Origin of the sequence: Tersicoccus sp. Bi-70 (assembly GCF_001968825.1) — a bacterium.
GTDB lineage: Bacteria > Actinomycetota > Actinomycetes > Actinomycetales > Micrococcaceae > Tersicoccus.
The window spans coordinates 211760-237477 of record NZ_MIEU01000011.1; the positions used below are offsets into that span (position 1 = coordinate 211760).

The window sequence follows — 25718 nt, forward strand, 5'->3', positions numbered from 1 at the left end:
GAGATGGAAGCCCGGCTTACCATGGTCGCCGGAGGTGATGGCGATGACGGAGCAGGACGCGGAGCTCGATGCCGCTTCGGTCTACCGGCTCGACGCGAGCGACCCGCACGGTCGCCTCGTCGACCGCACGGGCCTGACCACCGCGGACGTCGCCCAGATCGACCGGCTGATGGCTGCGGTGGGGCGCCTCAACGACGTCGAACGGCGGATGGCCGACCAGGCCCAGCAGTACATGCGCCTGAACGCGACGGACATGCGGGCCATCCACTTCCTCGTCGTCGCCGCGTACCGCGACGAAGCCGTCACCCCCGGAGCACTGGCTCGCTACCTGGGCATCGCGAGCGCGTCCACGACCAAGCTGCTCGACCGGCTCGAGGCCGGCGGCCACATCACCCGTACGGCCCACCCGACGGACCGGCGGTCGCAGGCGGTCCGCGTCACTCCACGGACGCAGGAGGCGGCGACGACGACGGTCGGGCGGGTGCAGTCGCGCCGCTACGGGGCGGCGGCGGACCTCACGCCGGACGAGCGGGAGACGGTGATCCGGTTCCTCGACGCGACCGCCACGGCGCTCGCCGGACCGGAGGCCGACGCGCCCGGATCCGCTGCGGACCCGAGCCGTGGCGGCGGGCGAGGTCGGCAGGTGGACGGCCCTGTGCCGTGAGCGCGGCGTGCACTAGCGTCGGCACATGAGCACGCCCCTGCCGGTCACCAGCGCCCCCGCTCACCGGGCCCTGACCGCGCAGGGCATCGCGACGCTCGAACAACTCAGCACCTACCCGGAGGCCTGGGTGGCCTCGCTGCACGGTGTCGGCCCGAAGGCGATGCGCCTGCTGCGCGTGGCCCTGACCGACGCCGGGTACGGCTTCGCGGCGGGTGCGGAACGCATGCCTTCCGAGGTCGCAGCCGCGACCCCGGTTCTTCAGACAGGAGATCGCACGTGACCCAGGAGACCAGCACGCACTCGGACACCCCGCTGCGGGTGGCGGTGACCGGCTCGTCCGGCAAGCTCGGCGTCGCCGTCGTCGAGGACCTGACCGCCCACGGGCACCAGGTCATCACCCTGGACCAGGTCAAGCCCGCGGACCCGTCTACCGGTGCCCGCGTCGACCTGACCGACTACGGCCAGACGGTGGACGCCCTCGGCGGTATCGAGGACCGGTACGACGGGATCGATGCGGTCGTGCACCTGGCCGCACTGCCCTCGGCCGGTCTCGCGCCGGACGTGACGACCTTCGAGAACAACATCCTCGCCAGCTACCACGTCTTCCGCGCCGCGTTGCGCCTGGGCATCCGCAACATCGTGCACGCCTCGAGCGAGACCCTGCTCGGCATCCCCTTCGCGCAGGACCCGCCGTACCTGCCCGTCGACGAGGAGTACCCGGTGCGGCCCGAGTCCACGTACTCGCTGGTCAAGCACCTCGAGGAGACGATGGCGCACCAGTTCGTGCGCTGGAACCCGGATCTGAAGATGGTCGGGCTGCGGTTCTCCAACGTGATGGCGGTCGAGGACTACGCCCAGTTCCCGGGCTTCGACGCCGATCCGACCTCCCGCGACTGGAACCTGTGGGCCTACATCGACCGGCGCGACGGTGCCCAGGCGGTGCGCAAGGCGCTGACCTGGCAGCACACCGGGTACGAGACGTTCGTCATCGCCAACGACGACAGCGTGATGTCCCGCAGCAGCGCCGAGCTGGCCGCCACCCGGTTCCCGGACGTGAAGGTCACCAAGGAGCTCGGTGAGCACGAGAGCCTGCTCTCCAGCGCCAAGGCCAAGCGGCTGTTCGGCTACGCGCCCGAGCACTCCTGGCGCGACCACGTCTGAGCCCGGTCGGGCGTCGGAATCGCGTCGACCTGAAACCGATGCAACGGCCACACCGAGTGTGACGGGAGTGGCGCGAGCCAGCCCGTCGGCGTCACAGCCGCCCCACCGGTCCCACTCGGTGTAGCCCTTGGTCCCGGTGGCGCGGCCGGGCGTAGCCTCCGAGCCATGCTGATCACCGAGGTGGCCACCACCGTCACCGATCTGGACGAGGCGGAGGGGTTCTGGCGTCACGTGCTGCGGCTGCCGGTCGACCGGGTCGACGGCGCCCTGCACGTGAGCGTGGGCACGACGTCGCTGACACTGGAGCTGCGGCCCGACGGCCCGGTCGCCGACCACCTCGCGCTCGCGATCCCCGCCGACGCGTTCGACGCCGCCCGGCGCTGGCTGACCGAACGATGCGACCTGCTCGACCGGGATGGCCAGGACGAGTTCGACGGGCCGCCGGGCTGGGACAGCCGCTCCCTCTACTTCGTCGGGCCGTCGGGGGCGGTCCTCGAACTGATCGCCCGCCGCCGGCTGCCCGACCGGGCAGGGAGCGCGCCCTTCGGGCCGGAGTACCTGCTCGGCATCAGTGAGGTGGGCATCGCGGTGCCCGATGTGCCCGCCGCCGTCCGTACGCTCGCCGAGACGGCCGGCCTCACCCCGTTCGCCGGCACCGAGGGACCTGACTTCGCCGCCGTCGGGGACGACCACGGCCTGCTCATCCTCGCCGAGGAGGGCCGCCCCTGGCTTCCCACCCGCGATCGGCGCGCCGTCGCGGCACCGTCGACCATCCGGGTGGACCGCGACGAGCCCGGGGTGAGCGCCGTGACCGTGAGGCTCGGCGCCGCGACGGTCGTCGCCTGACGTGTGAGCCGTCCCGCCGGACTGGTCACCGTTGGGCGGATCGCCGTACCGGCGGCAGGATGGGCGGAGGGTCGGGTGCCGCTTGGCGCCCGGTCACCGTCCACCCACCGAAGGAGCCCACCGTGGCCGTTTTCGCCGTCACCTACCGCTACGCCGACGACACCGCCCGCCTCGACGAGCACCGGCCGTCCCACCGGGCCTTCCTGCGCGGGCTGCACGAGCAGGGCCGCCTGCGACTGTCCGGACCGACCGACAGCGGCGCCACCGCCCTGATCATCATGGAGGCCGACAGTGCCGAGGCCGTCGAGACCGACCTGGATCAGGACCCGTTCCGGCTCGAGGGCCTCATCGCCGAGCGCACCGTCCAGCCCTGGACCATCGTGATCGGCAGCCTCGACACCGAGTGAGCCGGCCCGGCCGGCACTGACCGTCCCGCGTCGGCCCGCCCGCCGCGCCGTCGATGGCCCCGGAACGCCTCCCGCCGCGTGCCGGAGTGGGCCGCGGCGAAATCTAGAATGAGGACCATGGCGCTGCAGAAGTTCGAACCCGGCACGTCCCTGGCGAACCAGGTCTTCGACGCCATCCACGAGGGCATCATGAAGGGTGACCTCCCCGCCGGGTACCGGCTGCGGATCCGGGATCTGGCCGAGGAGCTGGGCACCAGCGTCATGCCGGTCCGGGAGGCGATCAATCGACTCGAGGAGGCCGGCCTGGCCGAGAAGGTTCCCTACAAGGGGGCCGTGGTCAAGGGGCTGAGCCTGGAGGAACTCCTCGACGTCTACGACGTCCGCCGCCTGCTCGAGGTCGAGGCGGCGCGTCTGGGGGCCGCACGGGTGTCGACCGCTGACGTCGACCGGATGCGGCAGCACTACCGAGCCATGTGCCAGGCGCTCGAGGAGGGCCGGGTCGTCACCCTCCTGGACCATGACGAGGAATTGCTGAGCATCCTCTATGCCGCCTCCGGCAACCGCGTCATCGTCGACACGATCCGGACGCTCTGGCGTCGTTGCCGTCCCTACAAGATCGTCGGTGCTCGCAACACGCTCGAAGCCGGGGACCCCGCGATCCTGTCGGCCTTCCAGGAACGTCTGATCGAGGCGGTCGCCGGGCAGGACGCCGACGCCGCCGCCGACATCAACAACCAGTCCCTGGTCAGCGCCACGGACCGCATCCGGGACGCGCTGCTGCGCTCGGAGTCCTCGCACAGCCGCGTCGACGGAGCTGCTTCGCCGGCACACGTCCGCTGACATCGCCACCCGAGATGACCGATGAGTGGATCAGCGCCGTCTTCGTTTCGCCTCTTGTGTGATCTGTGATCACATGCGTACGATGAGACCCATCCCACACTCCGACCACTCGCGCGGCTCTCACCCGTCGGTGGAGTGCTGCAGCACCGGGGAAGCGTGGACGGGCGCAGCTCGGGGGAGGGGCCGCGGTCCAACTGATGCAGACAGGAGCCTCCTCATCCACGAGGGGGCGGCGACCACCACTCCACAGAAACGGATCAGTGTCATGGAAGTGAATCGACCCGGAAGTACCGTCGGCGTGGCGACCGCCGCCGGCTCGACGACAACGCCCCAGTTCAAGCAGCGCTTCATGGTCCGGCTGATCGCCGTGCTCATCGGCGGCATGGTGCTCGACGGCTACATCCTCGGCATCCTGGGCCCCATCACCGGGCTCATCCGCGAGGACGTCAATCTCGACGACATCTGGATCGGACTCATCGCCGCGGGTCCCCTCTTCGGCATCTTCATCGGGTCACCCCTGGCCGGCTGGGCCACCGACAAGTTCGGTCGCAAGCCGATGTTCATCCTCGACATGGGGTTGTTCACGGTGGCCTCGGCGCTCCAGTTCTTCGTGACGTCGGGCGAGGGAGCAGCGATCCAGCTGTTCCTCATCCGGCTCGCGATGGGCATCGCGATCGGGGGGGAGTACGCGATCGGGTGGCCGCTGCTGTCCGAGTTCGCGCCGCCCAAGCTGCGCGGACGCCTGCTGGGCGTGACCGTGGTCGCCTGGTACGTCGGCTTCATGATCGCCTTCATCGTCGGCACGCTCCTGCAGCAGATGGGCGTGCCGTGGCGGGTGATCATCGGCACCAGCACGCTGCTCGCACTCGTCCTGTTCGTCGCCCGGCTCGGCCTGCCGGAATCGCCGAGCTGGCTGATCACCAAGGGCCGCCGCGACGAGGCCCTCACCATCGCCCGCCGCTACGTGGAGTCGACGGAGATGCACGAGAGCATCACCCAGGAGATCGACCTCCGGCTCATCCGGGAGGAGCAGGCCGCCCGGGACAAGACGCAGCTGAAGAACGCGTCCTTCGCGACCCTGTTCTCGCCGCAGTACTGGCGGGCCACCCTCTTCACCGCGGGATTCTGGTTCTGCGCGGTCACGCCGTACTTCGCGATCGCCACCTTCGCCGTCGAGGTGCTCAAGAACTACGGCCTCGACAACACGTGGGCCAGCGGCGTGGGGCTGTCCGCGCTGGCGGCTGCCGGCGTCGTCACGAGCGTCCTCCTCGTCGACAAGGTGGGCCGGCGCGTCCTGACCGTGCCCACGCAGTGGTCGCGACGGGCCTGCTGCTCATCATCGGCCTGTGGTCGGGCGCGCCGTCCTGGCTCGTGCTCGTCCTGTTCCTGACGTTCTCGTTCGTCAACGCGATGTACAACACGCTCACGCAGATCTACCCGTCGGAGCTGTTCCCGAGCGAGGTGCGCGGCATCGGCATGGGCTTCGCCGCCGCCGTCAGCCGGATCGGCGCCGCTCTCGGGACCTTCGCGCTGCCGTGGTCGATCACGAACCTCGGAGCCGGCACGACCATGGTCATCGCGGCCGGCCTCGCCCTCGTCGGTGCGCTGCTCTCGCAGTGGCTCGCCCCCGAGACGAAGGGCAAGTCCCTGGCCGAGACGGCCCAGGGCTTCTCCCACTGAATCCACTGAACTCACTCGATCCGACGGCGCCGCGGGAGCCGGACACCCCCGTGGCGCCGTCGGATCGACCCGATCGACCGATGTCGCCGTCCCGGCGGCCGGTCCACGAGCCAGAGAAGGACGAGCAGTTCATGAAGGACGTCATTGTCATCGGCGGCGGGCTCGCCGGCATGTCCGCGGCCTGGCGGCTGCGGCACTGGGACATCGAGGTGCTCGAGGCGGACACGCGGCTGGGTGGGCGCATCCGGTCCGAGCGACGGGGCGCGTACTGGCTCAACTGGGGCGGCCACCTCTTCGCCGGCGCCGGCACGTCGACCGACCTGCTGCTCAGCGAGGTCGGCGTCACCGCCGTCGCCCTGCCCGGCTCGCTCGCCGGACTGTCGATGAACGGCCGGCTCCTGCGCGGCGGCAGCATTGCGACGTACCCGCTGCGCGTGCCCATGCCGCTGGACGCCCGGCTCGCGGTCCTGACCAAGGGGGCGAAGATCGCCGCGTCGGTGCTGCGCTATGTCGCCGACGTCGTGCGGGTGCGGCCGGGGGAGTCCGGTGCTCAGCGCCAGCAGCGCATCTACGACTTCGAGAACAGCCGCACCTTCGCGGACTTCGTCGGCGCGATGCCGCCGGACGCGACCGAACTGATCAAGACGACGGTCACGCGCTCCGCCGGCGAGATGGACCAGATCTCGGCCGGTGCCGGCATCGGCTACTTCAGCCTCGTGCTCGGTTTCGGCGCGGGCCTCGACCGCGGCATCGTGGGCGGGCCGTCGACGCTGATCGAGGCGATCTCGGCGGCGATCGGCGACCGGGTGCAGCTCGGCGCCGAGGTGCACGAGGTCGTGCACCGGAAGGACTCGGTGCTCGTGCGCTACCGGCAGGACGGCGTCGACCACGAGGCCGAGGCGCGCACCGTCGTGCTCGCCACCACCGCGAACGTCTCGCACCGGGTGGCCGTCGACCTGCCCGACGACGTGCGCGACGCGCTCGGTCGGATCGTCTACGGGCCGCACGTCAGCGCCGCCTTCCTCACCGACGAGCAGGGACCACGGCGCTGGGACGACGTCTACGCCATCGCCGCGCCCAAGCGCTCGTTCGCCATCGCGCTGAATCAGGCGAGCATCGTGCGCGGCACCGAGTCGGAACGCCGTCCCGGCGGCAGCATCATGACCTTCTCTCCGGCGAACCTCGGCCGGGCCCTGCTCGACAAGAGCGACGAGGAGATCGTCGAGAGCCATCTGCGCGACCTCGACCAGGTGCTCGACCGGAACTTCTCCTCGAGCGTCGTCGAGGCACACGCGTCCCGCTGGGCGCAGGGCTCGCCCTACAGCTTCCCGGGCCGCGGCACCCTGCAGTCCGCGCTCACCCGGCCCTCCGGCCGCGTCTTCCTCGCCGGCGACTACCTCGGCACGCTCTACACCGAGACGTCGATCACGACGGGCTTCTCCGCCGCGCAGGACGCCATGAGCCTGCTCGCGACCGATCGCCAGCGAGCCGGCCGGCCGGTGGTTCAGCAGGTTCAGCCCGCCGTGCCCGCCCCGCCCGCCGTCGTCGGCCACCCGCGTCAGCACCAGACCTCCATCAGCTCCAGCTCCGAAAGGCACGCCTCATGACCTCCTCCTCCCTGCACGGTGTCCTCGTCGCCCTCGCGACCCCCTTCACCCCCGACGGCGCCGTCGACGAGGCGCGACTGCGCCAGGTCGTCGACCGCACGATCGACGGCGGCGTGCACGGCGTCGTCGCCTGCGGCTCGACCGGCGAGTTCGCCGCTCTCACCGACGCCGAGCGACGCCTCGTCGTCGAGACCGTCATCGACCAGACCGCGGGCCGCGTGCCCGTGGTCGCGCAGACCGGATCCACCAGCACGGCCACCGCGATCGAGCTGACCCGGCACGCCGAGGCCGCCGGCGCCGACGTCGTCATGCCCGTCGCCCCCTTCTACGAGGCGCTCTCGATCGACGAGACCGTCCGCTACCTCTCCCGCGTCGCGAGCTCCGTGAGCGTGCCCGTCATGGTCTACAACCTGCCGGCGGCGACGGGCGTCAACCTCGAGCCCGACACGATCGCGAAGCTCGCGACCAACGTCGAGAACATCCGCTACGTCAAGAACACGGTTCCGGACATGGCGCAGTCGACACAGCTGATCACCCACTACGGCGATCTGCTCGGCACCTTCGTCGGCTGGGACAGCTTGATCCTCGCCTCGCTCGCGACCGGAGCGGCGGGCGTCATGACCGGCACCGCCAACATCGTGCCGGCCGAGATCGTCGCGGTGTACGACGCCGTACAGGCGCGCGACCTCGATCTCGCGCGCGAGCACTGGGCGCGGATCTACCCGCTGCTGGACGCCACGCTGCAGGTCAACTTCGTCGGGGCCGTCAAGCTCGCCATGGAGGCGGTCGGCTTCCCCGTCGGCGATCCCCGGGAGCCCTTCCTGCCGCTCGGGGGCGAGGAAGCCCAGCACATCCGCGCCCTCGCGAGCACGTTCCGCTGACCCGCCTCGATCCGAGACCTGTGTCGACCGAGACCACCGACTGGAGATCACCATGAGCCCCGACACCCAGACCCGCATCCGTCGCGGGACCGGTACGCCCCTGCTGCGTGACGGCGATCTGCCGCCGACCGAGCACTTCATCGGCGGCGTCTTCCGCGCCGGCGCCTCCGGTGAGACGTTCGACGTCGTCGACCCCTCGACCGGCGAGACCATCGCCCGCACCCCGCGCGGCACGGCCGCCGACGTCGACGAGGCGGTCGCGGTCGCACGCGGTGCCCTGCCCGGCTGGGCGGCGCTCACGCCGCGGGATCGTGCCGGCGTCCTGCTCGCCGTCGCCGACCGCATCGAGGAGAACCGCGACCTGTTCGAGCGGCTCGAGGCCGCCAACACCGGCAAACCCGCGGCGGTGACCGAGGACGACATCACCAGCACGATCGACTCGTTCCGGTTCATGGCCGGCGCCGCGCGCGCGATCACCTCCGAGGCCGCGGGCAACTACGCCGCCGATCACCTCTCGGTCATCCTGCGCGAGCCCCTCGGCGTGATCGGTGTGGTCACGCCGTGGAACTACCCGCTGCTGATGGGCGTGTGGAAGATCGCGCCCATCCTCGCGGCCGGCAACACGCTCGTCGTCAAACCGTCCGAGCAGACGCCGCTGACCACTCTCAAGCTCGCCGAGCTCACCGCCGACCTGCTGCCCGCGGGCGTGCTCAACGTCGTCACGGCGTGGGCTCCGTGGTCGGCGCGCGCCTGTCGAACCACCCGGACATCGACATGATCGCCATCACCGGTTCCGTCGGCTCGGGCCGCGCGGTGGCGCGTGCAGCGGCGGAGTCGCTCAAGCGCGTCCACCTCGAACTCGGCGGCAAGGCGCCCGTCCTGATCTTCCCGGATGCGGACCTGAAGGCCGCGGCGGCGAGCCTGCGGTCGGCCGGGTACTGGAACTCGGGACAGGAGTGCGGGGCGGCGTGCCGGGTGCTCGTGCACTCCTCGGTCGCGGCGGAGTTCACCGAGCACCTCGTGCGCGAGGTCTCGGAGATCGTCGTGGGGGAGCCCGGGGCCGACGATGTCGAACTCGGGCCGATGATCTCCGAGGCCCACTTCGAGCGGGTGAAGGGGTTCCTGGAGCGGGCGAAGGACGCCGGCATCCGCGCCGCGGTGGGCGGTGAGCCCCTCGACGGCCCCGGTTTCTTCATCGCCCCGACCGTCCTCGTCGACGTCCCGGGTGATGCCGAGTGCGCGCTCGAGGAGATGTTCGGGCCGATCGTCACCGTCGAGACGTTCGAGTCGGAGGAGGAGGCGATCCGCCGGGCGAACGAGGTTCCCTACGGGCTTGCGGCGTCCGTCTTCACGGAGGACGCGCGCCGATCCCTCCAGGTCCCCGCGAAGCTCGACTTCGGCACGGTGTGGGTGAACACGCACCTCGTGATCGCGACCGAGGCGCCCTGGGGCGGCTTCAAGAGCTCGGGCTACGGGCGCGACCTCTCGCTGTACGCGCTGGACGACTACTCGCGGACGAAGCACGTGATGCACAGCCTCGCCCGGGGGTAGGGGAGGGTCACGGTTGTCGGGGAGAGGCCCGCGGTGCGCGTCGATGAGCGGCACCGCGGGCCGTCCCGTGTCCATCCCGGTTCAGTGAGGGATGTGCTCCTGGTCCCGGTGAGCGGCCGTCTCCAGCTGGAACGTCGAGTGCTCGACCGGCACCGCGAAGTGCTCGGCGACGCAGCGCTGCAGGTCGGACAGGATGCCCGGCGCGTGCCCGTCGCGGAGACACTCGTCCTCCAGGGTCACGTGACCGGACAGCACCGGTGTGCCGCTGCCGACGAGGCTCGCGTGCAGGTCGTGCACGTCCACCACGTGCGGCATCGCGAGGATGTGCTCCCGCACGTCGCCGAGGTCGAGCCCGCGCGGCGTGCTCTCCAGCAGCACGTCGGTGGTCTCCTTGAGCAGCCGCAGGGTGCGGGGGATGATCAGCGCCCCGATCAGCAGGGACGCGATCGAGTCGGCGCCGGTCCAGCCCGTCGCCGCGATCACGAGGGCGGCGACGATGACGGCGATGGACCCGAGCGCGTCGTTGACCACCTCGAGGAACGCCGCCCGCGTGTTCAGCGAGTTGCCGCGGCCACCGGCGAGGACCGTCATCGCGATGATGTTCCCCGCCAGGCCCGCGACGCCGAACCAGACCATGGCGCCGGACGCCACCTCGGGCGGTTCGAGGAGACGGCGGATCGCCTCGACGATGACGAAGACGCCGACGATCAGCAGCAGGCCGGCCTGCAGCGCGGCGGCCAGCACCTCGGCGCGGGCGTAGCCCCAGGTGCGGTGCATGGTCGGGGGCCGGCGCACGAGGGTCGCCGCGATCACGGCGATCAGCAGCCCGGCGGCGTCGGTGAACATGTGGCCGGCGTCGGCGAGCAGGGCGAGGCTGCCGGTGACGACGGCTCCGATCACCTCCGCGACGAGGATGAGTGCGGTGATGCCGAAGGCGACGAGCAGCCGGCCGCGGTCGGCGCCCGCGTGGCCGTGCGCGTGATCGTGCGCCACGGTCACCTCCCTCCGTCGTCGAGCTCAGCAGTCTGCCTCCAGTGTGACCGCCGATCCGGGCGGGCGCCACGCGATGCGGGTCACTTCCGTCGGCCGTCCGGCAGGATAGGACCATGCCCGAGAACCCCGCCGCTCACGCCCGCGCGCTGACGAAGGACACGCAGCTGTGCATCTCGCTGGCCGCGCGCCCCTCCGACCACGGCACGCGATTCCACAACTGGCTCTACAACGAACTGGACCTGGACTTCGTCTACAAGGCGATGACGACCACGGACGTCGCGGCGGCGATCGGCGGCGTGCGGGCGCTCGGCATCCGCGGCTGCTCCGTCTCGATGCCGTTCAAGGAGGCCGTGATCCCGCTCGTCGACGAGATGGACGCCTCCGCCACCGCGATCGATTCGGTCAACACGATCGTCAACGACGACGGCCGGCTGACCGCCTACAACACCGACTACCTGGCCATCGCGTCCCTGCTCGCGACGCACGGCGTCGACCCCGCGTCCTCGGTGCTGCTGCGCGGCTCCGGCGGCATGGCCAAGGCGGTGACCGCGGCCTTCGCCGATGCCGGCTTCACCGACGTGACGATCCTCGCGCGCAACGCCGACGCCGGCGCCGCCGTCGCGACCCACTACGGCTTCGCCCACCGGGTCTCCGCGGACGCGGCGGACAGCGCGGACGCGCGGGCCGACGTCGTCGTGAACGTGACGCCCATCGGCATGGCCGGAGAGCGGAGCATGGCGGGCGAGGATGCCGGCGCCCTCTCCTTCGACCCCGCCGTGATCGAGGCGGCGACGGTGGTGTTCGACGTCGTCGCGATGCCGGTCCGCACGCCGCTGGTGGTCGCCGGGCAGGCGGCGGGGAAGACGGTCATCACGGGCGGCGAGGTGATCGCGCTCCAGGCCGCGGCCCAGTTCGAGCTCTACACCGGCACGCGCCCCACCCCCGAGCAGGTCGATGCGGCGGAGGCGTACGCGGCCGCCGGCTGACGGCGTGGACCGAGCCGAATCACCGGCTCCATGCGCTTGACTGGTGCCATGCAGCCCACGACCGCACCGGCACCGCGCGCCCGGCGGCGCACTCCGTCCTCGCGCCGCCTCCGCGCGCGAAGAGTCGCCGTCGCGATCGTCGCGGTCGGGGTGCTCACCGGTTCGCTGACCGCGTGCACGGACAACGGGGATCCGATCCAGCCCGCCGCGGACCGGCTGGCTGCCGCCCTCTCGGCGCGCAACGCGGACCAGATCGCCTTCACGGGCACCACCGGCGCGGCGGTCACGAAGCAGCTGGCCACCCGGTCCGAGCAGCTCGGCGGTCTCGCACCGAAGGTCACGGTCGCCCGCGTGGACCGGCCCGACGACGACGCGGCGAACGTCGCCCTCGACGTCACCTGGGACGTCGACGCCACGGACCGGGACTGGGTCTACACCGTCACCGCGCAGCTGGCCCGGAAGGACGGGCACTGGTCCGTCACCAACGGCGACGGGCTGATCGACCCGTCGCTCGAGTCAGGGGAGCAGCTCGCGCTGCGGCGGGTCGCCCCCGAGCGCGGCGACATCCTCGGTGCCGGCAACGCACGGATCGTCACGGGCCGCCCGGTCGTCCACGTCGGGCTGGACAAGGCCAAGGTGCCCGCGGCGCAGCAGGACCGGTCCGCCCGGGCGCTCGCCGCCGCCGTCGACATCGATGGCGCCGCCTACGCCGCCGCCGTCAAGGGTGCCGGCAAGCAGGCGTTCGTCGAGGCCATCACCTACCGGGACGACAGCAACCACGACGCCGAACGCCGCCGCGCGGCCGCCGTGACAGGCGCCGTCGAGGTCGCCGACACGATCCCGCTCGCCCCGACGTCCGGATTCGCCCGGGCGGTGCTCGGCACGGTGGGCCCCGTGACGGCCGAGATGGTCGCCCAGTCGAACGGTCGGTACCGCGCCGGGGACACCGCGGGCCTCTCCGGCCTGCAGGCGCAGTACGAGGACCGGCTCGCCGGCACGCCCGGCGCCCGGGTCCTCGCCGTGCCCGCCAAGGGCGACCCGCGCGTCCTGTTCGAGAACCAGCCCCAGCCCGGGTCCGACGTCCGCACCACCCTCGACCCCACGCTGCAGACCCTGGCCGAGAGCCTGCTCGCCGACCAGGAGCCCGCGAGCGCGCTCGTCGCGATCAAGCCGAGCACCGGGGAGATCCTCGCCGCCGCCAGCGGTCCGGGCAGCAAGGGATACAACACCGCGATGCTCGGGCAGTACGCCCCCGGATCGACGTTCAAGGTGGCCACCTCCCTCGGCCTGCTGCGCACGGGGGCGACGCCGAAGACGGCCGTGCCCTGCACCCCGAGCGTCACCGTCGACGGGCGCACCTTCAAGAACTTCCCCGGCTACCCGGCTTCGGCGCTCGGCAGGGTCCCGCTACAGACCGCGATCACCTTCAGCTGCAACACGGCGTTCATCTCGCAGCAGGTCCGGATCGACGACGCCGCGCTCACCTCGGCGGCGGCCAGCCTCGGCGTCGGCCGGCCCAACCAGACCGGTGCCGCCGCGTTCCTCGGGTCCGTGCCCACTGGCGTCGGGAAGACCGACCACGCCGCGTCGATGATCGGCCAGGGCAAGGTGCTCGTCTCCCCGCTGGCGGCGGCGACGATGGCCGCCTCGGTGGCGCACGGAGCCACGGTCACGCCGCGGCTGGTGACGGACGCGACGACGGCGCCTCCCGCGGCGTCGGCGTCGGCCTCGGCTTCGGCGAGCGCATCCGTGTCGGCGACACCGTCCACGACACCGTCCGCCGCCCCGTCGGCCTCGGCGGCTCCCGCGGTCCCGCTCACGGGCGGCGAGGTCGCCGGTCTGCGCACGCTGATGCGGTCCGTCGTCACCGGTGGCGGTGTCGACCCGCTCAAGAACGTGCCCGGCGGCCCGGTCTACGCCAAGACCGGCACGGCGGAGTTCGGCAACGACTCACCCCCGCAGACGCACTCGTGGATCATCGCGTACCAGGGCGACCTGGCCGTCGCGGTGTTCGTCGAGGTGGGCGACCACGGCGCCATCACGAGCGCCCCGATCGCGGCCCGGATGTTCACGGACCTGGCGAAGTAGCGGCTCAGGTCAGGACGCGGTGAGGTGAGGCCGGCCTGCGTCACGCGGGTTCACACGGCCGTGACCGGGAGCGGGGCGCGTGGTTAGCCTCGACGAATGCTTCTTTCCGGTCTGGCCGTCGGTGCCGCCCTCGGTTTCGTCATGCAGCGCGGGCGCTTCTGCGTCACGGGCGCGTTCCGGGACCTGTGGATCACCCGCAACACGCGATGGTTCACGGCGTTCATGGTGGTCGTCGCGATCCAGAGCGTCGGGGTGTTCGCGCTCGACGGGCTCGGCGTCATCCACCTGACCACCCCGGACTTCGCCTGGCTGGCCACCATCGTCGGCGCGTTCGTCTTCGGGTTCGCGATCGTCCTCGCGGGCGGCTGCGCGACCGGCACGTTCTACCGGTCCGGGGAGGGCCTGGTCGGCTCCTGGATCGCCCTGGCGATGTACATGCTGGTCGCGGCCGTCGCCAAGTACGGGCCGCTCGGGCCGTCGACCAAGGCGTTCCGGTCCGTCTCCGTGCCCGCCGCCACCATCACCGGATCGCTCGGCGTCTCCCCGTGGCTGCTGGTGCTGCTGCTCGTCGCCGGCGTCGGGCTCGCCGTCCGGCACCACCTGACCCGGCCCAGGCGCGTCGTCGCCACCCTCCCGCCGGAGCGCACCGGCCTCGCGCACCTCCTGCTCGAGAAGCCGTGGCACCCCTTCGCGACCGCCGTCGTCATCGGCGTCCTCGCGATCGCCGCGTGGCCGCTGAGCTGGGCCACCGGGCGGCACTCGGGGCTGGGCATCACCACCCCGTCCGCCAACGCACTGACCTGGCTCACCACCGGCGACACCGACCTCATCGACTGGGGCGTGTTCCTCATCGCGGGCCTGCTGGTCGGCTCGTTCATCGCGGCCAAGGCCAGCGGCGAGTTCAAGATCCGGGTGCCCGACGCCCGCACCACGGTCCGCTCGATCGCCGGCGGTGCCCTGATGGGCCTCGGCGCCTCGTGGGCCGGCGGCTGCACCATCGGCAACGCCATGGTCAACACCGCGACCTTCGGCTACCAGGGCTGGGTGTCGCTGATCTTCATGGTGCTCGGCACCGGCGTCGCGACCCGCATCTTCATCACCGGCCGACGTCGCACGCGCTCGACGGCGACGGCGGCGTCCGTTGCACCGGTCCCGGCCTGAACCAGGCCCGCTTTCCCTGACGAAGGAGTAGTCCCATGACGCAGCACGTTCTCGAGACCGACGGTCAGGTCTGCCCGTTCCCGCTCGTCGAGGCGAAGCAGGCGATCGACGCCCTGCCCCTCGGCGACGAACTGGTGATCAACTTCGACTGCACCCAGGCCACCGAGGCGATCCCGCAGTGGGCCGCCGACGAGGGCTACCCGGTGACGAACTTCGCCAAGCGCGGCGCCGCGGAGTGGACCATCACGGTGCAGAAGGCCTGAGCCCCAGACCGACCATCACCGTCCGGTCGGGTCACGCCAGGGCGGCCTCCTCCCGCAGCGGGTGCTCGCGCTCGTCACGGCGGAGCCGGCCGGCCACGAGGGCGATGATGCCGAGGAGCGGGGACGCGACGGCGACGACGACGAAGATCGTCCCGACGTCGACCACCTGCGCGACCGGGCCGGCCAGCGCCATCGACACCGGCATCAGGGCGAGCGAGACGAAGAAGTCCAGACTCGAGATGCGTCCGAGCAGCGCCGGGGGCACCCGACGCTGCAGCAGGGTCCCCCAGATCACCTGACCGACGCCGCCCGTGAAGGAGCACACGAACAGGGCCACGGCCATCACGGCGAATCGGTCGGTGTAGCCGAGCACGGCGAGGGGCAGCATGCCGAAGCCCCAGACGGCGATCATCACCGTCAGGTAGTGGCGCGGCAGGGGCAGCGATGCCGTCAGCAGGGATCCGGCCGCGGCGCCGACCCCGTAGATCGCCAGCAGGAACCCGAAGGTCTGGCTGCCTCCGCCGAGCTGGTCCCGCACGAGGAACGGCAGGAGGACCTCGAGCGGGCCGATGAACAGCAGGACGACGAACACCGCCCAGCACAGCGTCCAGAACAGCCAGCGGGTGCGCACGGTGAACGCGACGCCCTCACGCAGGTCCGCCCACACCGAGCGCGGCGGCGCTGGATCGCCGTGCTCGGCGTCGTCGTCGCCGTCCGCACTCTGCTCGACCGGACCGTCCATCGGCGCCGGAATCCGTGGGTCCGCGACCGGGCCGGACGGGGTCGGCGCGTTGTCCTCGAAGCGCAGCGGTGCGGTGTCGAGGGCGCGCGGCAGGCCCGCGGTCAGGACGACGAGCGCGACGGCGTGGCAGGCGGCGATGGCGAGGATCGCCGGACCCGGCGTGAGCGCCGCGACCAGGACGCCCGCCAGCGCCGGGCCGGCCGCCTGCTGCAGCACCGGCCGGACGGTACCCTCCATGCCGTTGGCCGCGAGCAACTGCCGGGCCGGCAGGATCTGGGGGAGCAGCGCCGAGTACGCCGGGTAGAAGAAGGCCAGGGACACCCCCAGCACGAACGCGGACACGCACAGCGGCGCCAGGGTCAGGACGCCCGTCACGGACAGGACCGCGGTGAAGCTCACCGCCACCAGGTTGGCCGCCTCGACGGCGATCAGGACGCGGCGACGGGGCAGCCGGTCGGCCGTGACACCGCCCAGCAGGATGAAGGCAATCATGCCGACGCTGTTGACGGTGGCGACGACGGAGAGCTCGAGGGCACCGCCGCCGATGGCGATCACCTGGTAGACCATCGCCACAGCCCACATCCCGGCGCCGACCATCGACGCCGAGAGTCCCGCGATCAGCACGCGGTACTGGCGATTCCTGAAAGGCGCGAACGCGGCCGGAGCCTGCACAGCGCCAGCCTAGAGCGGACCACCGACGAAGCCGGCGGCTGAACAGGTGAGCAACCACTCAAAACCGAGGGGTCTCTCGATGGACGAAACATCAGCACACTGACTAGTGTGGGTGGTGAACCTGTTCGTCAACCCCAGGAGCATTCCATGGCCAACGCACTGTTCTCCCGTTCCCTCCACGATCTGAGCGCCGCCGCCTGGTTCGGTGGTTCGCTGATGGGCGCCGTCGGCGTCAACGGCGCCGCCGCCGCCGCCAAGGACCCCGCCGAGCGCACCCGGCTCTCCACCGTCGGCTGGGGCAAGTGGACCCCCGTCGTGATCGGCGCCTTCGCCGCCCACGCCGTCGGCGGCATCGGCCTCATCATCGAGAACAAGGGCCGCGTCGTCGGTCAGCAGGGCGCCGGCGCCAACACCGTCGTCAAGAGCGCCGTCACGGTGGTCGGCATGGGGCTCTCGCTCTACTCCGGTCTCCTCGGCCAGAAGATCGCGAAGCTCGCCGACCAGGGTGCCGTCGGCGCCACGGAGCCCCGGCCGGACGCCTCCCCGGAGCTGAAGTCGGCGCAGCAGCAGCTGAAGGTGCTGCAGTGGGCCATTCCCGTGGTCAGCGGCACCGTGATCGTGCTCGGCGCGCAGCAGGGCGAGCAGCAGCGTCCCACCAACGTGGCGAAGGGCCTGCTCAAGAAGCGTCGCTGACGCCTCTGCCCGACCGACGGGGCCCGGTGCGCATCAGCCGCACCGGGCCCCGTCGTCGTCTCCCTGATCGAACACCCGTCGCCCGGGACGGGAACGGGCGTCATGGGGAAGAATGGGAGCGCGGGCGGCGTTGCCCTCATCGACTCCCCACCTTCGTTCTGAGGACGACTCATGCCTTCCGCCCTGCCCGAGGATCCGGCGCCCCGCACCGGCCGCACCCAGGTCATCTGCGAACCCGATCCGCAGTCCGGGGTCCAGCCGATCGTCCCGGCGGCCTCCGTCGACACCGCCGCTGGCGGCACCCTGTCCTCACCGGCCGGCGCGAGCCCCGCCGAGCAGGAGAAGATCCCGGCCGGCGGCGTCGCCGTCATCGTCACCATGCTCGTGGCCGCGTTCGTCGTCATCCTGAACGAGACCATCCTCAACGTCGCCCTGCCGCGCCTGATGGTCGACCTCGGCGTCAGCGCCACGACCGTGCAGTGGCTCTCCACCGGCTTCCTGCTGACCATGGCCGTGGTCATCCCGATCACGGGCTTCGTGCTGCAGCGGTTCTCCACCCGGGCCGTGTTCGTCACGGCGATGGGTCTTTTCAGTGCGGGCACGCTGCTGGCCGCGCTCGCCCCCGGCTTCGGGGTGCTGCTGGTCGCCCGCGTGGTCCAGGCCGGCGGCACCGCGATGATGATGCCGCTGCTGATGACGACGATCCTCACCCTCGTCCCGCTGAGCCGTCGCGGGGCCGTGATGGGCAACCTCAGCATCGTCATCTCCGTCGCCCCGGCGCTGGGCCCGACGGTGTCCGGTCTGATTCTGCAGTCCTTCTCCTGGCGGTTCGTCTTCGTCTTCGTGCTGCCGATCGCGCTCGCCGCGCTGGCCTACGGCGCATGGAAGCTGACCAACGTCAACGAGGGCGGTGACCAGCGGTTCGACATCGTCTCGGTCCTGCTCTCCGTACCCGGCTTCGGCGGCCTCGTCTACGGCCTCAGCCACATCGGTGAGGGCGGGGGCGGCAGCGTGGACCCGGCCGCCCTCGTGATCATCGTCGTCGCCGTCCTCGTGCTCGCGGTGTTCGTGGCTCGCCAGCTCCAGCTGCAGCGGCGGGACCGGCCCTTCCTGGACCTGCGCACGTTCCGCTTCCCCATGTTCAGCATCTCCGTGGCCATCATGTGCATCGCCATGGCCGTGCTGCTGGGTTCGGCGATCATCCTGCCCATCTACCTGCAGACCGTGCTCGGACTGCCGGCGGTCGTCACCGGGCTCGTGGTGCTGCCCGGTGGCCTGCTGATGGGCATCATGGGTCCGATCGTCGGGCGGCTGTTCGACCGGCTCGGGCCGCGGCCGCTGACCGTGACCGGGTCCGCGCTGCTGGTCGTGGTGCTGTGGCTGTTCTCGCGGATGGACACGGCGACGCCCGTCTGGTCCGTCGTGGTGCTCTACCTGATGCTCACCCTCGGGCTGGCGCTGCTGTTCACGCCGTGCTTCACCGGCGGCCTCAACCCGCTGCCGCCGAACCTTTACTCGCACGGTTCGGCGATCCTGTCGACGCTGCAGCAGGTGGCCGGTGCCGCCGGCACCGCGGTGCTGATCTCGATCATGAGCGCCGCGGCGGTCACGACGACGACGGCGGCCGGCACGCGGGTCGACCTGGTGCCGGGCATGCACGTGGCGTTCCTGGTGGCGGCCATCGGCGCGGTCGGCGCGGTGGTGCTGTCGCTGTTCACGCGGCGCGAGGCGCCGGCGACCGGCGGCCACGGGGGTCACTGAGGGGCTTCAGGTGCGGTCCCGTTGCCTCGTCGCACCCCCATCCCGCGACGCGCGGCCGCCATCCGGGATATGCGCCATATTCCGGGCGCGCGGCGTGTCCGTGGACGGGCTCATACGGAGGCCGGCCAGCCGCGGTAGGTCTCAGCCTCCAGCCTGGCCTGCTGCTCCAGTGATCCGGTCAGCGTGTAGAAGCCCTGCTTCGCCCCGCCGAAGCGGTAGATGCGGTGCAGGTGGAACTGGTCGCCGGCCTCGTCGGAAAAGCGAACCTCGTTGCGACTGACGATGAACGGCAAGTACTCGCTGCTGCGCGTGGTCTTGACCTCGATGAAGCGCTCCTTGCCGCCAGGTTCGAAGGAGAGCACGTCGTATCCGAGCCCGTCACCGCGCTCCTGGGACACATGCTCCACGCGATCCGCGAGTCGTGGCTTGCCGGCGACGAGCAGGGCCGTCCGCTCTCGCTTGACGACGGCCAGCTCGCCCGCGAGGCCGAGGCTGCGGTTCGACTCCTCGCGCTGCTGATAGTCGATGAAATGACCGCGGCGCTCCGTCGGTACCGGAGCCTCGGTGCGTTCGATCGCCGGCGGAGCCGTCGGCTGCACGAGGTCGATGGCGCCCATGGCCTCTGCACGACGGCCGGCGAAGTCATCCATCAGCCGCCCGACTGAGGCCGGACGGTCGTAGTAGCTCGCGACGACGTCGCGCAGGATGCCTTGCACGTTCGAGCGCGGCTTGTAGCCGTCGATGGGGAAGCCGCCGAGAGCCTGGATGACGGCGGAGATGTTCTGATGCTTGAACTCGATCGAGCCCTTGGAGCGGTTGACCGTCTCCTGCAGTCGGGTGCGAAACTCGGTCTTGGAGTACGGCTCGCCCCTCAGCTCCAGCTCGAGCATCGTGAAGTAGCTGTCGACCGTCGCTTGGACTTCTTCGACGGTCCAGTTGCTCCCCCGTGCTGCTGGCATGAGGTCAGCCTAGGGCCAGAGGCGTCGTATCGTCACAAGTGAGAGCCTGTTTCCACCGAAAGGACCTGACATGAGCGAGAACCACGAGGACCTGACCTTCAGCTCCCTCGGCCCGGCCGACAGTGAGGTCGCGATCGACCGCGAGTTCGCCGTCGCCAAGGAGCTCGTCTTCCGCGCCTTCACCGACCCCGACATGCTGGCCGCGTGGTTCGGTCCCGAAGGCTGGCCGGTGCCGCGTGAGACCGTCGCGATCGACCTGCGCGAGGGCGGCGCCTACCGCCTCACCATGGTCGCCGAGGACGGGTCGGGGGAGTCCCCGGTGGACGCCGTCATCGAGGTGCTCGACGAGCCGCACCGCATCCACAGCACCGAGGCGCCGCAGCCGATCACGGGCCTCACCGAGCGCAGCCATCTCAAGCTCGACTTCGAGGACGGGCCGAGCGGCGGCACCCTCCTCCGCCTGCGACAGGGCATGTTCCCCGCCGCCGTCATCGCCCCGGCTACCGAGGGCTGGCACAGCTCCTTCGCCAAGCTCGACGCCCTCCTCGCCCAGACCTGGTGAGAAGGAGCGGACGGCGCCCGAAACGCTGACATCACCGGTCGACGACGGCTCGACCCGATGGCGACGCAGCGCCATTATGGCCGGACGACGGTCAGCACGGCATCCACCAGTGACGCCCGCCCCGCCGCGACCTCAGCGGACGATCAGCACGTCCAGTCGCCGCGGCCCGTGCACGCCCTCGACCCGCTCCAGCTCGATGTCGCTCGTCGCGGACGGACCCGAGATGAGCGTCGTCGGCCGCGTGGGCTCCAGCCGGGCGACGGCCTCGGGCACCAGGGCAACAATCGTCTCGACCGGCACGAGGCAGATGTGGTGGTCGGGCACCAGTGAGATGGCCCGCCGTCCCTGATCGGTCGACCCGTCGAGGATGATCGTCCCGGTCTGGGCGATGGACACCGCACTGCTGGTGATGACGGCGTCCGCCTGATCCAGCATCTGCACATCCAGCGGCGCGGCCGGGGAGTCGACCATCCGCCGCGCGTCCGTGGGGATCTCGGCCAGCGGGTGCCCCGCCTCGTCCAGCGCCGGCGGCACCACGTACGACGCCGCTCCCTCCAGCCGGCGAGCGACGGCGCCGACGAGGTCGGCCGCGTCGATCACCTCGACCTCCGCCCGGTAGTCCACGAGCCGGTCGACGAGCTGCTCGATTCGCTCCTGCTCGCTCATCGTCGACGAGTGGCGGTAGTCCCGCGGCACGTCGACCGGCGCCTGGCCCGCGCGGGCGTCGTCCGTCTCGGCGCGCCCGTCGTCCAGCGCCGCGCGGATGCGGGCGAGGATCTCCTCCTTCGCTCTGAGATTCGAGGAGGAGGTGCCGGACGAGGTGGTGCTCATGACGTCACCTCCGAGCCGGTGCTGCCCGCAGCGGACCCGGCCGCCTTCTGCCGTTTCCGCCACATCGTGTGGAACGACTCCGCGGGTGGGGCGGGCACATCCCGGCTGGACGTCCACTTGCCCGCGACACCCGGCAGCCGGGAGAACCGCCGGTCCTTCCCCGCGAACAGGGATGCCAGCGGCAGCACCCGTTCGGCCGCGGCCATCCGGCGCCCATCGCTCATCATCCACTGGGCACCCTTGAGCGCGACGTCGAGCTGGCCGCCGAGCGTGCCCGCCTTCTTCCGCGCCTCGACGTCCTTGCCGCGCAGGTGCACGAGGATCTCCGGGATGTTGATCTTGACCGGGCACACGTCGTAGCAGGCCCCGCACAGCGAGGACGCGTACGGCAGGGAGCCGTTCTCGCCCTCCTCGACGCCCGTCAGCAGCGGCGAGAGGATCGCGCCGATCGGCCCCGGATACGTGGAGCCGTACGCGTGACCGCCGGCCCGTTCGTACACCGGGCACACGTTCAGGCACGCCGAGCAGCGGATGCAGTGCAGCGCGGAGCGGCCCACCTCGTCGGCCAGCGCGGCCGTCCGGCCGTTGTCCAGCAGGATGACGTGCACGTTCTGGGGTCCGTCGCCCGGCGTCACACCCGTCCACATCGACGTGTACGGGTTCATCCGCTCGCCGGTCGAGGAGCGGGGGAGCAGCTGGAGGAACACCTCGAGGTCGGCGTAGCTGGGCAGCAGCTTCTCGATGCCCATCACGGTGATCAGCGTCTCCGGCAGCGTCAGGCACATCCGCCCGTTGCCCTCGGACTCGACCACCGTCAGCGTCCCAGTGTCGGCGATGCCGAAGTTGGCGCCCGAGACGGCGACCTTCGCCGCGAGGAACTTGGCCCGCAGGTGTGTCCGGGCGGCCATCGCCAGCAGACGCGGGTCGTCGGAGAGCTCCGGGTCGACGTCGGTCATCTCCCGCAGGAAGATCTCCCGGATCTCGCTGCGGTTCCGGTGGATGGCCGGGACGAGGATGTGGCTGGGGGTGTCGTGCCCGAGCTGGACGATCAGCTCGGCGAGGTCCGTCTCGAACGCGTCGATACCCACGCCCTCGAGATACTCGTTCAGTCCCATCTCCTGCGTGGCCATCGACTTGACCTTGACCACCTCGCGGCGCCCGTTCGGCAGCACCGGGGCATACTCGGTGGCCAGGTCCTCGACGATGCGGTTCGCCTCGTCCGCGTCCCGCGCCCAGTGCACGACGCCGCCGCGCGCGGTCACGTTCGCCTCGAACTGCTCGAGCAGGGTGGGCAGCTCCGCCATCACCCGTGCCTTGATGGCCGAGCCGGCGTCCCGCAGCGCCTCCCAGTCGTCGAGCTCGCCGACGACCCCGGCCCGCTTGGCGCGGATCGTCGACGTCGCCCGCCCGAGGTTGGCCCGCAGCTGCTCGTTGGTCAGCTCGCGGCGCGCGTAGTCCGGGAACGGCTCACGTTCGACGATGTTCCCGACGCCGTGCGCGGGCCGCACCCGCGGCATCCCGAGATCCGTGCTCATCGCAGCGCACCTCCCTGCAGCTGAGTCGCTCCGTCGTAGGCCAGAGGATCCTCCCGGGTGCTGGCCAGGACCTGGGCCAGATGGACGGTGCCGACGCCGGTACTCGCCCGCGACATGCCGCCGCCCATGTGCATCAGGCAGGAGACGTCACCGCCCGCACACAGGGGCGCCCCAGTGGCGACGACATTCGCGACCTTGTCCTCGAGCATGGCGGTGGAGACCTCCGGGTTCTTGACCGAGAACGTGCCGCCGAACCCGCAGCACTCCTCCTCGTGGGGCAGGTCCCGCAGCTCGAGGCCCTCCACGGTGCGCAGCAGATCGCGCTGCCGGTCGCCGAGCCGCAACAGGCGCATGCCATGGCAGGACGGATGGTAGGTGACCGGGTACGGGAACCAGGAGCCCAGCTGCGCGGCGGCGTCGGTCACGCCGAGGACGTCGGTGAGCAGGGCGGAGAGCTCGTAGGTGCGGGCGCCGACGGCGTCCGCCCGGTCGGCCAGGGCTTCATCGCCGGCACGGCGGGCGACCATCGCGTGCTGGTGCTTGACGGAGGCGACGCACGAGCCCGAGGGAGCGACGGCGACGTCGTACTCCTCCGACTGGAACGCCCGCACATGATTGGCCACGACGGGCACCGCGGCGTCCAGGTAGCCGGAGTTGACGTGCATCTGCCCGCAGCACGCCTGACCGGCGGGGAAGACGACCTCGTGGCCGAGCCGCTCGAGGAGCGTGACCGTCGCGACGGCGACCTGCGGGTACATGGCGTCCACGAGACACGTGGCGAACAGGGCGATTCTCATCGGTGGCCTTTCCCGAGGTGGATTTGCCTCGTGTGGTCAGACCATACTACGGACGGGCTCGCCGGAGAAGAGCCGGTGCGTCGCCACGGTGCGCGACAATGAGGTCAGTCCACTGCCAGGAGGAGTTCCGTGCCGTCCGATCGTTCGTATCACGTGGTCCTCGACGGGGTGGAGACCGACCTGCGCAACGGGACCCTCGCTCCCGGGGACCGCCTGCCCGGCGAACGGGCGCTGGCCGAGAAGTACGGCATCTCCCGAGCCTCGGTCCGGGAGGCCATCCGGGTGCTGGACACCATCGGGCTGGTCCGGTCCTCCGTCGGCTCCGGGCCCGCATCGGGGGCCGTCCTCGTCTCCGAACCGGCCACCGGCATGGCCCGGGCGCTCCGCCTGCACATGGCGGCCCGCAACCTCCCGCTCGACGACATCGTCCAGACCCGCCAGCTGCTCGAGGGATGGGCGGCCCGGGGTGCCGCGGACCGGGTCGCCGGGCACGGCACGGACGCGCCGGAGCTGGCCGAGGCGGAGGAGCTGCTGGCCCGGATGGAGGCGGCCGACGTCGACCGGGTGGAGTTCCACGTGCTCGACTCCCGGTTCCACCTGGCCGTCTCCGCGCTCGCCGGGAACGTCGTCGTCAGCACGGTGATGGACTCCCTGCGCGAGACGATCCGGGACTACGTGATGGGCGCGTTCTCCGACCTCGCGAACTGGTCCGAGGTGGCCGGCACGCTGCGGCAGCAGCATCGCGGCATCCTCGACGCGGTCCGCGCGGGCGACGGGGACGCGGCCGAGCAGCTCGCGCGGGAGCACATCGCGTGGTTCGTCGAGCGCGCGGTGCGCTGACCGGGGGTTCCCGAGTTGGCCGGTCTTCTCGCTCAGCCGTTCAGCCGTCAGCCGCTCAGTCGCCGAAGCGGATGATCTGCCGGACGGCACGGCCCTCGGCCAGTTCGTCCATCGCCGTGTTCAAGTCCTCCAGGCCGATGGTCGAGGACACGAGTTCCTCGACCGGCAGTCGGCCCTCCCGCCACATCGCGGCGTAGGCCGGGATGTCGCGCGCCGGGACGGCGGAACCGAGGTAGGAGCCGATGATGGTGCGCGCGCCCGCGGTGATGCCGAGCGGCGCGATACTGGCTCGCGCGTCGGGTGACGGCAGGCCGACGGTGACGAGGGTGCCGCCGGGGGCCGTGGCGGTCAGGGCCGTCTCGAACGCGCGTGGATGGCCGGCGGCCTCGATGACGACGGGTGCGGTGACGCGCTGGTCGGTCACCTCGGCGGGGCTGTACGCGGCGCCGGCGCCGAGCTCCCGGGCCCGGTCCAGCTTGTCCGGGTTGGCGTCCACGCCGATCACCGTGCCGGAGCCGTCCGCCGTGATCGAGAGGGCGACCAGCAGGGCCGCCATCCCGACGCCGCCGAGGCCGACGACCATGACGTCGTCGTCCGGCCCGGGCTTTCCCGCGTTCAGCACCGCGCCGCCGCCGGTCAGCACGGCACAGCCGAGCACCGCGGCCACCTCCGGCGGCACGTCGTCGCCGACCGGGACGACGGAGGCGCGGTGCAGGACGGCGTGGGTCGCGAAGCCGGAGACGCCGAGGTGGTGGTGCACGGGTTCGCCGTCGCGGTGCAGCCGCCGTCCGCCGCCGAGCAGTTCGCCGGCCTCGTTCGCGGCCGACCCGTTCGTGCAGGGCAGGCGACCCCCGGTGCGGCACGCGGCGCAGTCCTCGCAGCGCGGCAGGAACACGGTGACGACCCGCTGGCCGACGGCCAGGTCCGTGACGCCGTCGCCCACCTGCTCGACGATGCCGGCGGCCTCGTGGCCGAGCAGCATCGGCGTCGGGCGCACGCGGTTGCCGTCGACGACGGAGAGGTCGGAGTGGCACACGCCGGCGGCTTCGATCCGGACCAGCACCTCGTCCCGGCCCGGCGGATCGAGATCGAGCGCGCCGACGGTCAGCGGCCGGCTCGACGCGAAGGGTCGGTCACGGCCGGTGGACTCGAGCACGGCTCCGGTGATGCGCATGGTGCCACCCTACGGTCGGGACGG

The 25718-nt window shown here is 71.4% G+C and carries 25 protein-coding genes and 1 pseudogene; 19 read left to right on the top strand and 7 right to left on the bottom strand.

Going from position 1 to position 25718, the window contains the following annotated elements; all coding sequences use genetic code 11:
* Nucleotides 1–43 precede the first annotated feature (43 nt).
* The 11 genes and pseudogenes from BGP79_RS07490 (at nt 44) to BGP79_RS07535 (ending at nt 9637) form a co-directional block, all read left to right on the top strand.
* The gene (locus BGP79_RS07490; RefSeq protein WP_076694744.1) at nt 44–664 is read left to right on the top strand and encodes a MarR family winged helix-turn-helix transcriptional regulator; all 621 of its coding nucleotides are present in this window, start codon (nt 44–46) and stop codon (nt 662–664) included.
* Nucleotides 665–689: 25 nt separating this feature from the next.
* Entirely contained in the window at nt 690–944 is a 255-nt protein-coding gene (locus BGP79_RS07495; protein WP_076694238.1) for a hypothetical protein, read from the top strand.
* Between the two features lie 32 nt (nt 945–976).
* On the top strand, nt 977–1825 hold the full coding sequence (locus BGP79_RS07500) for an NAD(P)-dependent oxidoreductase (protein ID WP_076694745.1): 849 nt from the start codon (nt 977–979) through the stop codon (nt 1823–1825).
* A 165-nt stretch (nt 1826–1990) separates the two neighbouring features.
* Nucleotides 1991–2671, top strand: coding sequence for a VOC family protein (locus BGP79_RS07505; protein ID WP_076694240.1), 681 nt, complete (start codon nt 1991–1993; stop codon nt 2669–2671).
* Nucleotides 2672–2793: 122 nt separating this feature from the next.
* Nucleotides 2794–3078, top strand: coding sequence for a YciI family protein (locus tag BGP79_RS07510; protein WP_076694242.1), 285 nt, complete (start codon nt 2794–2796; stop codon nt 3076–3078).
* Nucleotides 3079–3195: 117 nt separating this feature from the next.
* On the top strand, nt 3196–3918 hold the full coding sequence (locus BGP79_RS07515) for a GntR family transcriptional regulator (RefSeq protein ID WP_076694244.1): 723 nt from the start codon (nt 3196–3198) through the stop codon (nt 3916–3918).
* A gap of 265 nt (nt 3919–4183) precedes the next feature.
* A complete protein-coding gene (locus tag BGP79_RS07520) occupies nt 4184–5308 on the top strand; it encodes an MFS transporter (protein WP_255363071.1) in 1125 nt (374 codons plus the stop codon).
* Nucleotides 5290–5598 carry an MFS transporter gene (locus tag BGP79_RS17035; RefSeq protein ID WP_255363072.1) on the top strand — a complete coding sequence of 103 codons (309 nt, stop codon included), beginning with the start codon at nt 5290–5292 and terminating at the stop codon, nt 5596–5598. The genes BGP79_RS07520 and BGP79_RS17035 overlap by 19 nt, the downstream gene beginning before the upstream one ends.
* 131 nt (nt 5599–5729) lie before the next feature.
* Complete coding sequence (locus tag BGP79_RS07525) at nt 5730–7205, top strand: NAD(P)/FAD-dependent oxidoreductase (protein WP_083701732.1); 1476 nt, start codon at nt 5730–5732, stop codon at nt 7203–7205.
* Nucleotides 7202–8086: a dihydrodipicolinate synthase family protein gene (locus tag BGP79_RS07530; RefSeq protein WP_076694246.1), complete on the top strand. Its 885-nt coding sequence runs from the start codon at nt 7202–7204 to the stop codon at nt 8084–8086. Before BGP79_RS07525 ends, BGP79_RS07530 begins: the two co-directional genes overlap by 4 nt.
* A gap of 52 nt (nt 8087–8138) precedes the next feature.
* Nucleotides 8139–9637: pseudogene (locus BGP79_RS07535) on the top strand (aminobutyraldehyde dehydrogenase).
* An 81-nt stretch (nt 9638–9718) separates the two neighbouring features.
* On the opposite strand, the gene BGP79_RS07540 reads toward BGP79_RS07535, so the two are convergent.
* Entirely contained in the window at nt 9719–10630 is a 912-nt protein-coding gene (locus BGP79_RS07540) for a cation diffusion facilitator family transporter (RefSeq protein WP_076694747.1), read from the bottom strand.
* A 113-nt stretch (nt 10631–10743) separates the two neighbouring features.
* Between BGP79_RS07540 and BGP79_RS07545 the strand changes: the two genes are divergently transcribed.
* The 4 genes from BGP79_RS07545 (at nt 10744) to BGP79_RS07560 (ending at nt 15128) form a co-directional block, all read left to right on the top strand.
* On the top strand, nt 10744–11616 hold the full coding sequence (locus BGP79_RS07545) for a shikimate 5-dehydrogenase (RefSeq protein WP_076694248.1): 873 nt from the start codon (nt 10744–10746) through the stop codon (nt 11614–11616).
* 48 nt (nt 11617–11664) lie between these two features.
* Complete coding sequence (locus BGP79_RS07550; RefSeq protein ID WP_083701682.1) at nt 11665–13704, top strand: penicillin-binding transpeptidase domain-containing protein; 2040 nt, start codon at nt 11665–11667, stop codon at nt 13702–13704.
* 96 nt (nt 13705–13800) lie between these two features.
* Nucleotides 13801–14865 carry a YeeE/YedE family protein gene (locus BGP79_RS07555; protein ID WP_076694250.1) on the top strand — a complete coding sequence of 355 codons (1065 nt, stop codon included), beginning with the start codon at nt 13801–13803 and terminating at the stop codon, nt 14863–14865.
* 35 nt (nt 14866–14900) lie between these two features.
* Complete coding sequence (locus tag BGP79_RS07560) at nt 14901–15128, top strand: sulfurtransferase TusA family protein (protein WP_076694252.1); 228 nt, start codon at nt 14901–14903, stop codon at nt 15126–15128.
* 31 nt (nt 15129–15159) lie between these two features.
* On the opposite strand, the gene BGP79_RS07565 is transcribed toward BGP79_RS07560, so the two are convergent.
* The gene (locus BGP79_RS07565; RefSeq protein WP_076694254.1) at nt 15160–16542 is read right to left on the bottom strand and encodes an MFS transporter; all 1383 of its coding nucleotides are present in this window, start codon (nt 16540–16542) and stop codon (nt 15160–15162) included.
* 147 nt (nt 16543–16689) lie between these two features.
* On the opposite strand from BGP79_RS07565, the gene BGP79_RS07570 reads away from it, so the two are divergent.
* Entirely contained in the window at nt 16690–17235 is a 546-nt protein-coding gene (locus tag BGP79_RS07570) for a hypothetical protein (RefSeq protein ID WP_076694256.1), read from the top strand.
* 171 nt (nt 17236–17406) lie between these two features.
* Nucleotides 17407–18996 carry an MDR family MFS transporter gene (locus tag BGP79_RS07575; RefSeq protein ID WP_083701683.1) on the top strand — a complete coding sequence of 530 codons (1590 nt, stop codon included), beginning with the start codon at nt 17407–17409 and terminating at the stop codon, nt 18994–18996.
* Between the two features lie 110 nt (nt 18997–19106).
* On the opposite strand, the gene BGP79_RS07580 is transcribed toward BGP79_RS07575, so the two are convergent.
* Nucleotides 19107–19955 carry a DUF3883 domain-containing protein gene (locus BGP79_RS07580; protein WP_076694258.1) on the bottom strand — a complete coding sequence of 283 codons (849 nt, stop codon included), beginning with the start codon at nt 19953–19955 and terminating at the stop codon, nt 19107–19109.
* A 70-nt stretch (nt 19956–20025) separates the two neighbouring features.
* On the opposite strand from BGP79_RS07580, the gene BGP79_RS07585 reads away from it, so the two are divergent.
* Entirely contained in the window at nt 20026–20517 is a 492-nt protein-coding gene (locus BGP79_RS07585) for an SRPBCC domain-containing protein (protein WP_076694260.1), read from the top strand.
* Nucleotides 20518–20649: 132 nt separating this feature from the next.
* Here BGP79_RS07585 and BGP79_RS07590 read toward each other — a convergent pair whose 3' ends face one another.
* From BGP79_RS07590 to BGP79_RS07600, 3 genes are read right to left on the bottom strand one after another with little or no spacing between them, the layout of a single operon-like run.
* Nucleotides 20650–21348, bottom strand: a complete 699-nt coding sequence (locus BGP79_RS07590) for an LUD domain-containing protein (RefSeq protein WP_076694261.1) — start codon at nt 21346–21348, stop codon at nt 20650–20652.
* Nucleotides 21345–22883: a lactate utilization protein B gene (locus BGP79_RS07595; protein WP_076694263.1), complete on the bottom strand. Its 1539-nt coding sequence runs from the start codon at nt 22881–22883 to the stop codon at nt 21345–21347. Before BGP79_RS07595 ends, BGP79_RS07590 begins: the two co-directional genes overlap by 4 nt.
* On the bottom strand, nt 22880–23680 hold the full coding sequence (locus BGP79_RS07600; protein WP_076694265.1) for a (Fe-S)-binding protein: 801 nt from the start codon (nt 23678–23680) through the stop codon (nt 22880–22882). Before BGP79_RS07600 ends, BGP79_RS07595 begins: the two co-directional genes overlap by 4 nt.
* A 129-nt stretch (nt 23681–23809) precedes the next feature.
* Between BGP79_RS07600 and BGP79_RS07605 the strand changes: the two genes are divergently transcribed.
* A complete protein-coding gene (locus BGP79_RS07605) occupies nt 23810–24520 on the top strand; it encodes a FadR/GntR family transcriptional regulator (RefSeq protein WP_076694267.1) in 711 nt (236 codons plus the stop codon).
* A gap of 55 nt (nt 24521–24575) precedes the next feature.
* On the opposite strand, the gene BGP79_RS07610 is transcribed toward BGP79_RS07605, so the two are convergent.
* A complete protein-coding gene (locus tag BGP79_RS07610) occupies nt 24576–25694 on the bottom strand; it encodes an alcohol dehydrogenase catalytic domain-containing protein (protein ID WP_076694269.1) in 1119 nt (372 codons plus the stop codon).
* Nucleotides 25695–25718: the final 24 nt, after the last annotated feature.

What these genes read in the sequence shown, in the direction of transcription:
- BGP79_RS07490 (WP_076694744.1), top strand. Translation starts at nt 44, where the DNA reads ATGACGGAGCAGGACGCGGAGCTCGATGCCGCTTCGGTCTACCGGCTC.
- BGP79_RS07495 (WP_076694238.1), top strand. Translation starts at nt 690, where the DNA reads ATGAGCACGCCCCTGCCGGTCACCAGCGCCCCCGCTCACCGGGCCCTG.
- BGP79_RS07505 (WP_076694240.1), top strand. Translation starts at nt 1,991, where the DNA reads ATGCTGATCACCGAGGTGGCCACCACCGTCACCGATCTGGACGAGGCG.
- BGP79_RS07515 (WP_076694244.1), top strand. Translation starts at nt 3,196, where the DNA reads ATGGCGCTGCAGAAGTTCGAACCCGGCACGTCCCTGGCGAACCAGGTC.
- BGP79_RS07520 (WP_255363071.1), top strand. Translation starts at nt 4,184, where the DNA reads ATGGAAGTGAATCGACCCGGAAGTACCGTCGGCGTGGCGACCGCCGCC.
- BGP79_RS07525 (WP_083701732.1), top strand. Translation starts at nt 5,730, where the DNA reads ATGAAGGACGTCATTGTCATCGGCGGCGGGCTCGCCGGCATGTCCGCG.
- BGP79_RS07530 (WP_076694246.1), top strand. Translation starts at nt 7,202, where the DNA reads ATGACCTCCTCCTCCCTGCACGGTGTCCTCGTCGCCCTCGCGACCCCC.
- BGP79_RS07545 (WP_076694248.1), top strand. Translation starts at nt 10,744, where the DNA reads ATGCCCGAGAACCCCGCCGCTCACGCCCGCGCGCTGACGAAGGACACG.
- BGP79_RS07550 (WP_083701682.1), top strand. Translation starts at nt 11,665, where the DNA reads ATGCAGCCCACGACCGCACCGGCACCGCGCGCCCGGCGGCGCACTCCG.
- BGP79_RS07555 (WP_076694250.1), top strand. Translation starts at nt 13,801, where the DNA reads ATGCTTCTTTCCGGTCTGGCCGTCGGTGCCGCCCTCGGTTTCGTCATG.
- BGP79_RS07560 (WP_076694252.1), top strand. Translation starts at nt 14,901, where the DNA reads ATGACGCAGCACGTTCTCGAGACCGACGGTCAGGTCTGCCCGTTCCCG.
- BGP79_RS07570 (WP_076694256.1), top strand. Translation starts at nt 16,690, where the DNA reads ATGGCCAACGCACTGTTCTCCCGTTCCCTCCACGATCTGAGCGCCGCC.
- BGP79_RS07575 (WP_083701683.1), top strand. Translation starts at nt 17,407, where the DNA reads ATGCCTTCCGCCCTGCCCGAGGATCCGGCGCCCCGCACCGGCCGCACC.
- BGP79_RS07580 (WP_076694258.1), bottom strand. Translation starts at nt 19,955, where the DNA reads ATGCCAGCAGCACGGGGGAGCAACTGGACCGTCGAAGAAGTCCAAGCG.
- BGP79_RS07585 (WP_076694260.1), top strand. Translation starts at nt 20,026, where the DNA reads ATGAGCGAGAACCACGAGGACCTGACCTTCAGCTCCCTCGGCCCGGCC.
- BGP79_RS07590 (WP_076694261.1), bottom strand. Translation starts at nt 21,348, where the DNA reads ATGAGCACCACCTCGTCCGGCACCTCCTCCTCGAATCTCAGAGCGAAG.
- BGP79_RS07595 (WP_076694263.1), bottom strand. Translation starts at nt 22,883, where the DNA reads ATGAGCACGGATCTCGGGATGCCGCGGGTGCGGCCCGCGCACGGCGTC.
- BGP79_RS07600 (WP_076694265.1), bottom strand. Translation starts at nt 23,680, where the DNA reads ATGAGAATCGCCCTGTTCGCCACGTGTCTCGTGGACGCCATGTACCCG.
- BGP79_RS07610 (WP_076694269.1), bottom strand. Translation starts at nt 25,694, where the DNA reads ATGCGCATCACCGGAGCCGTGCTCGAGTCCACCGGCCGTGACCGACCC.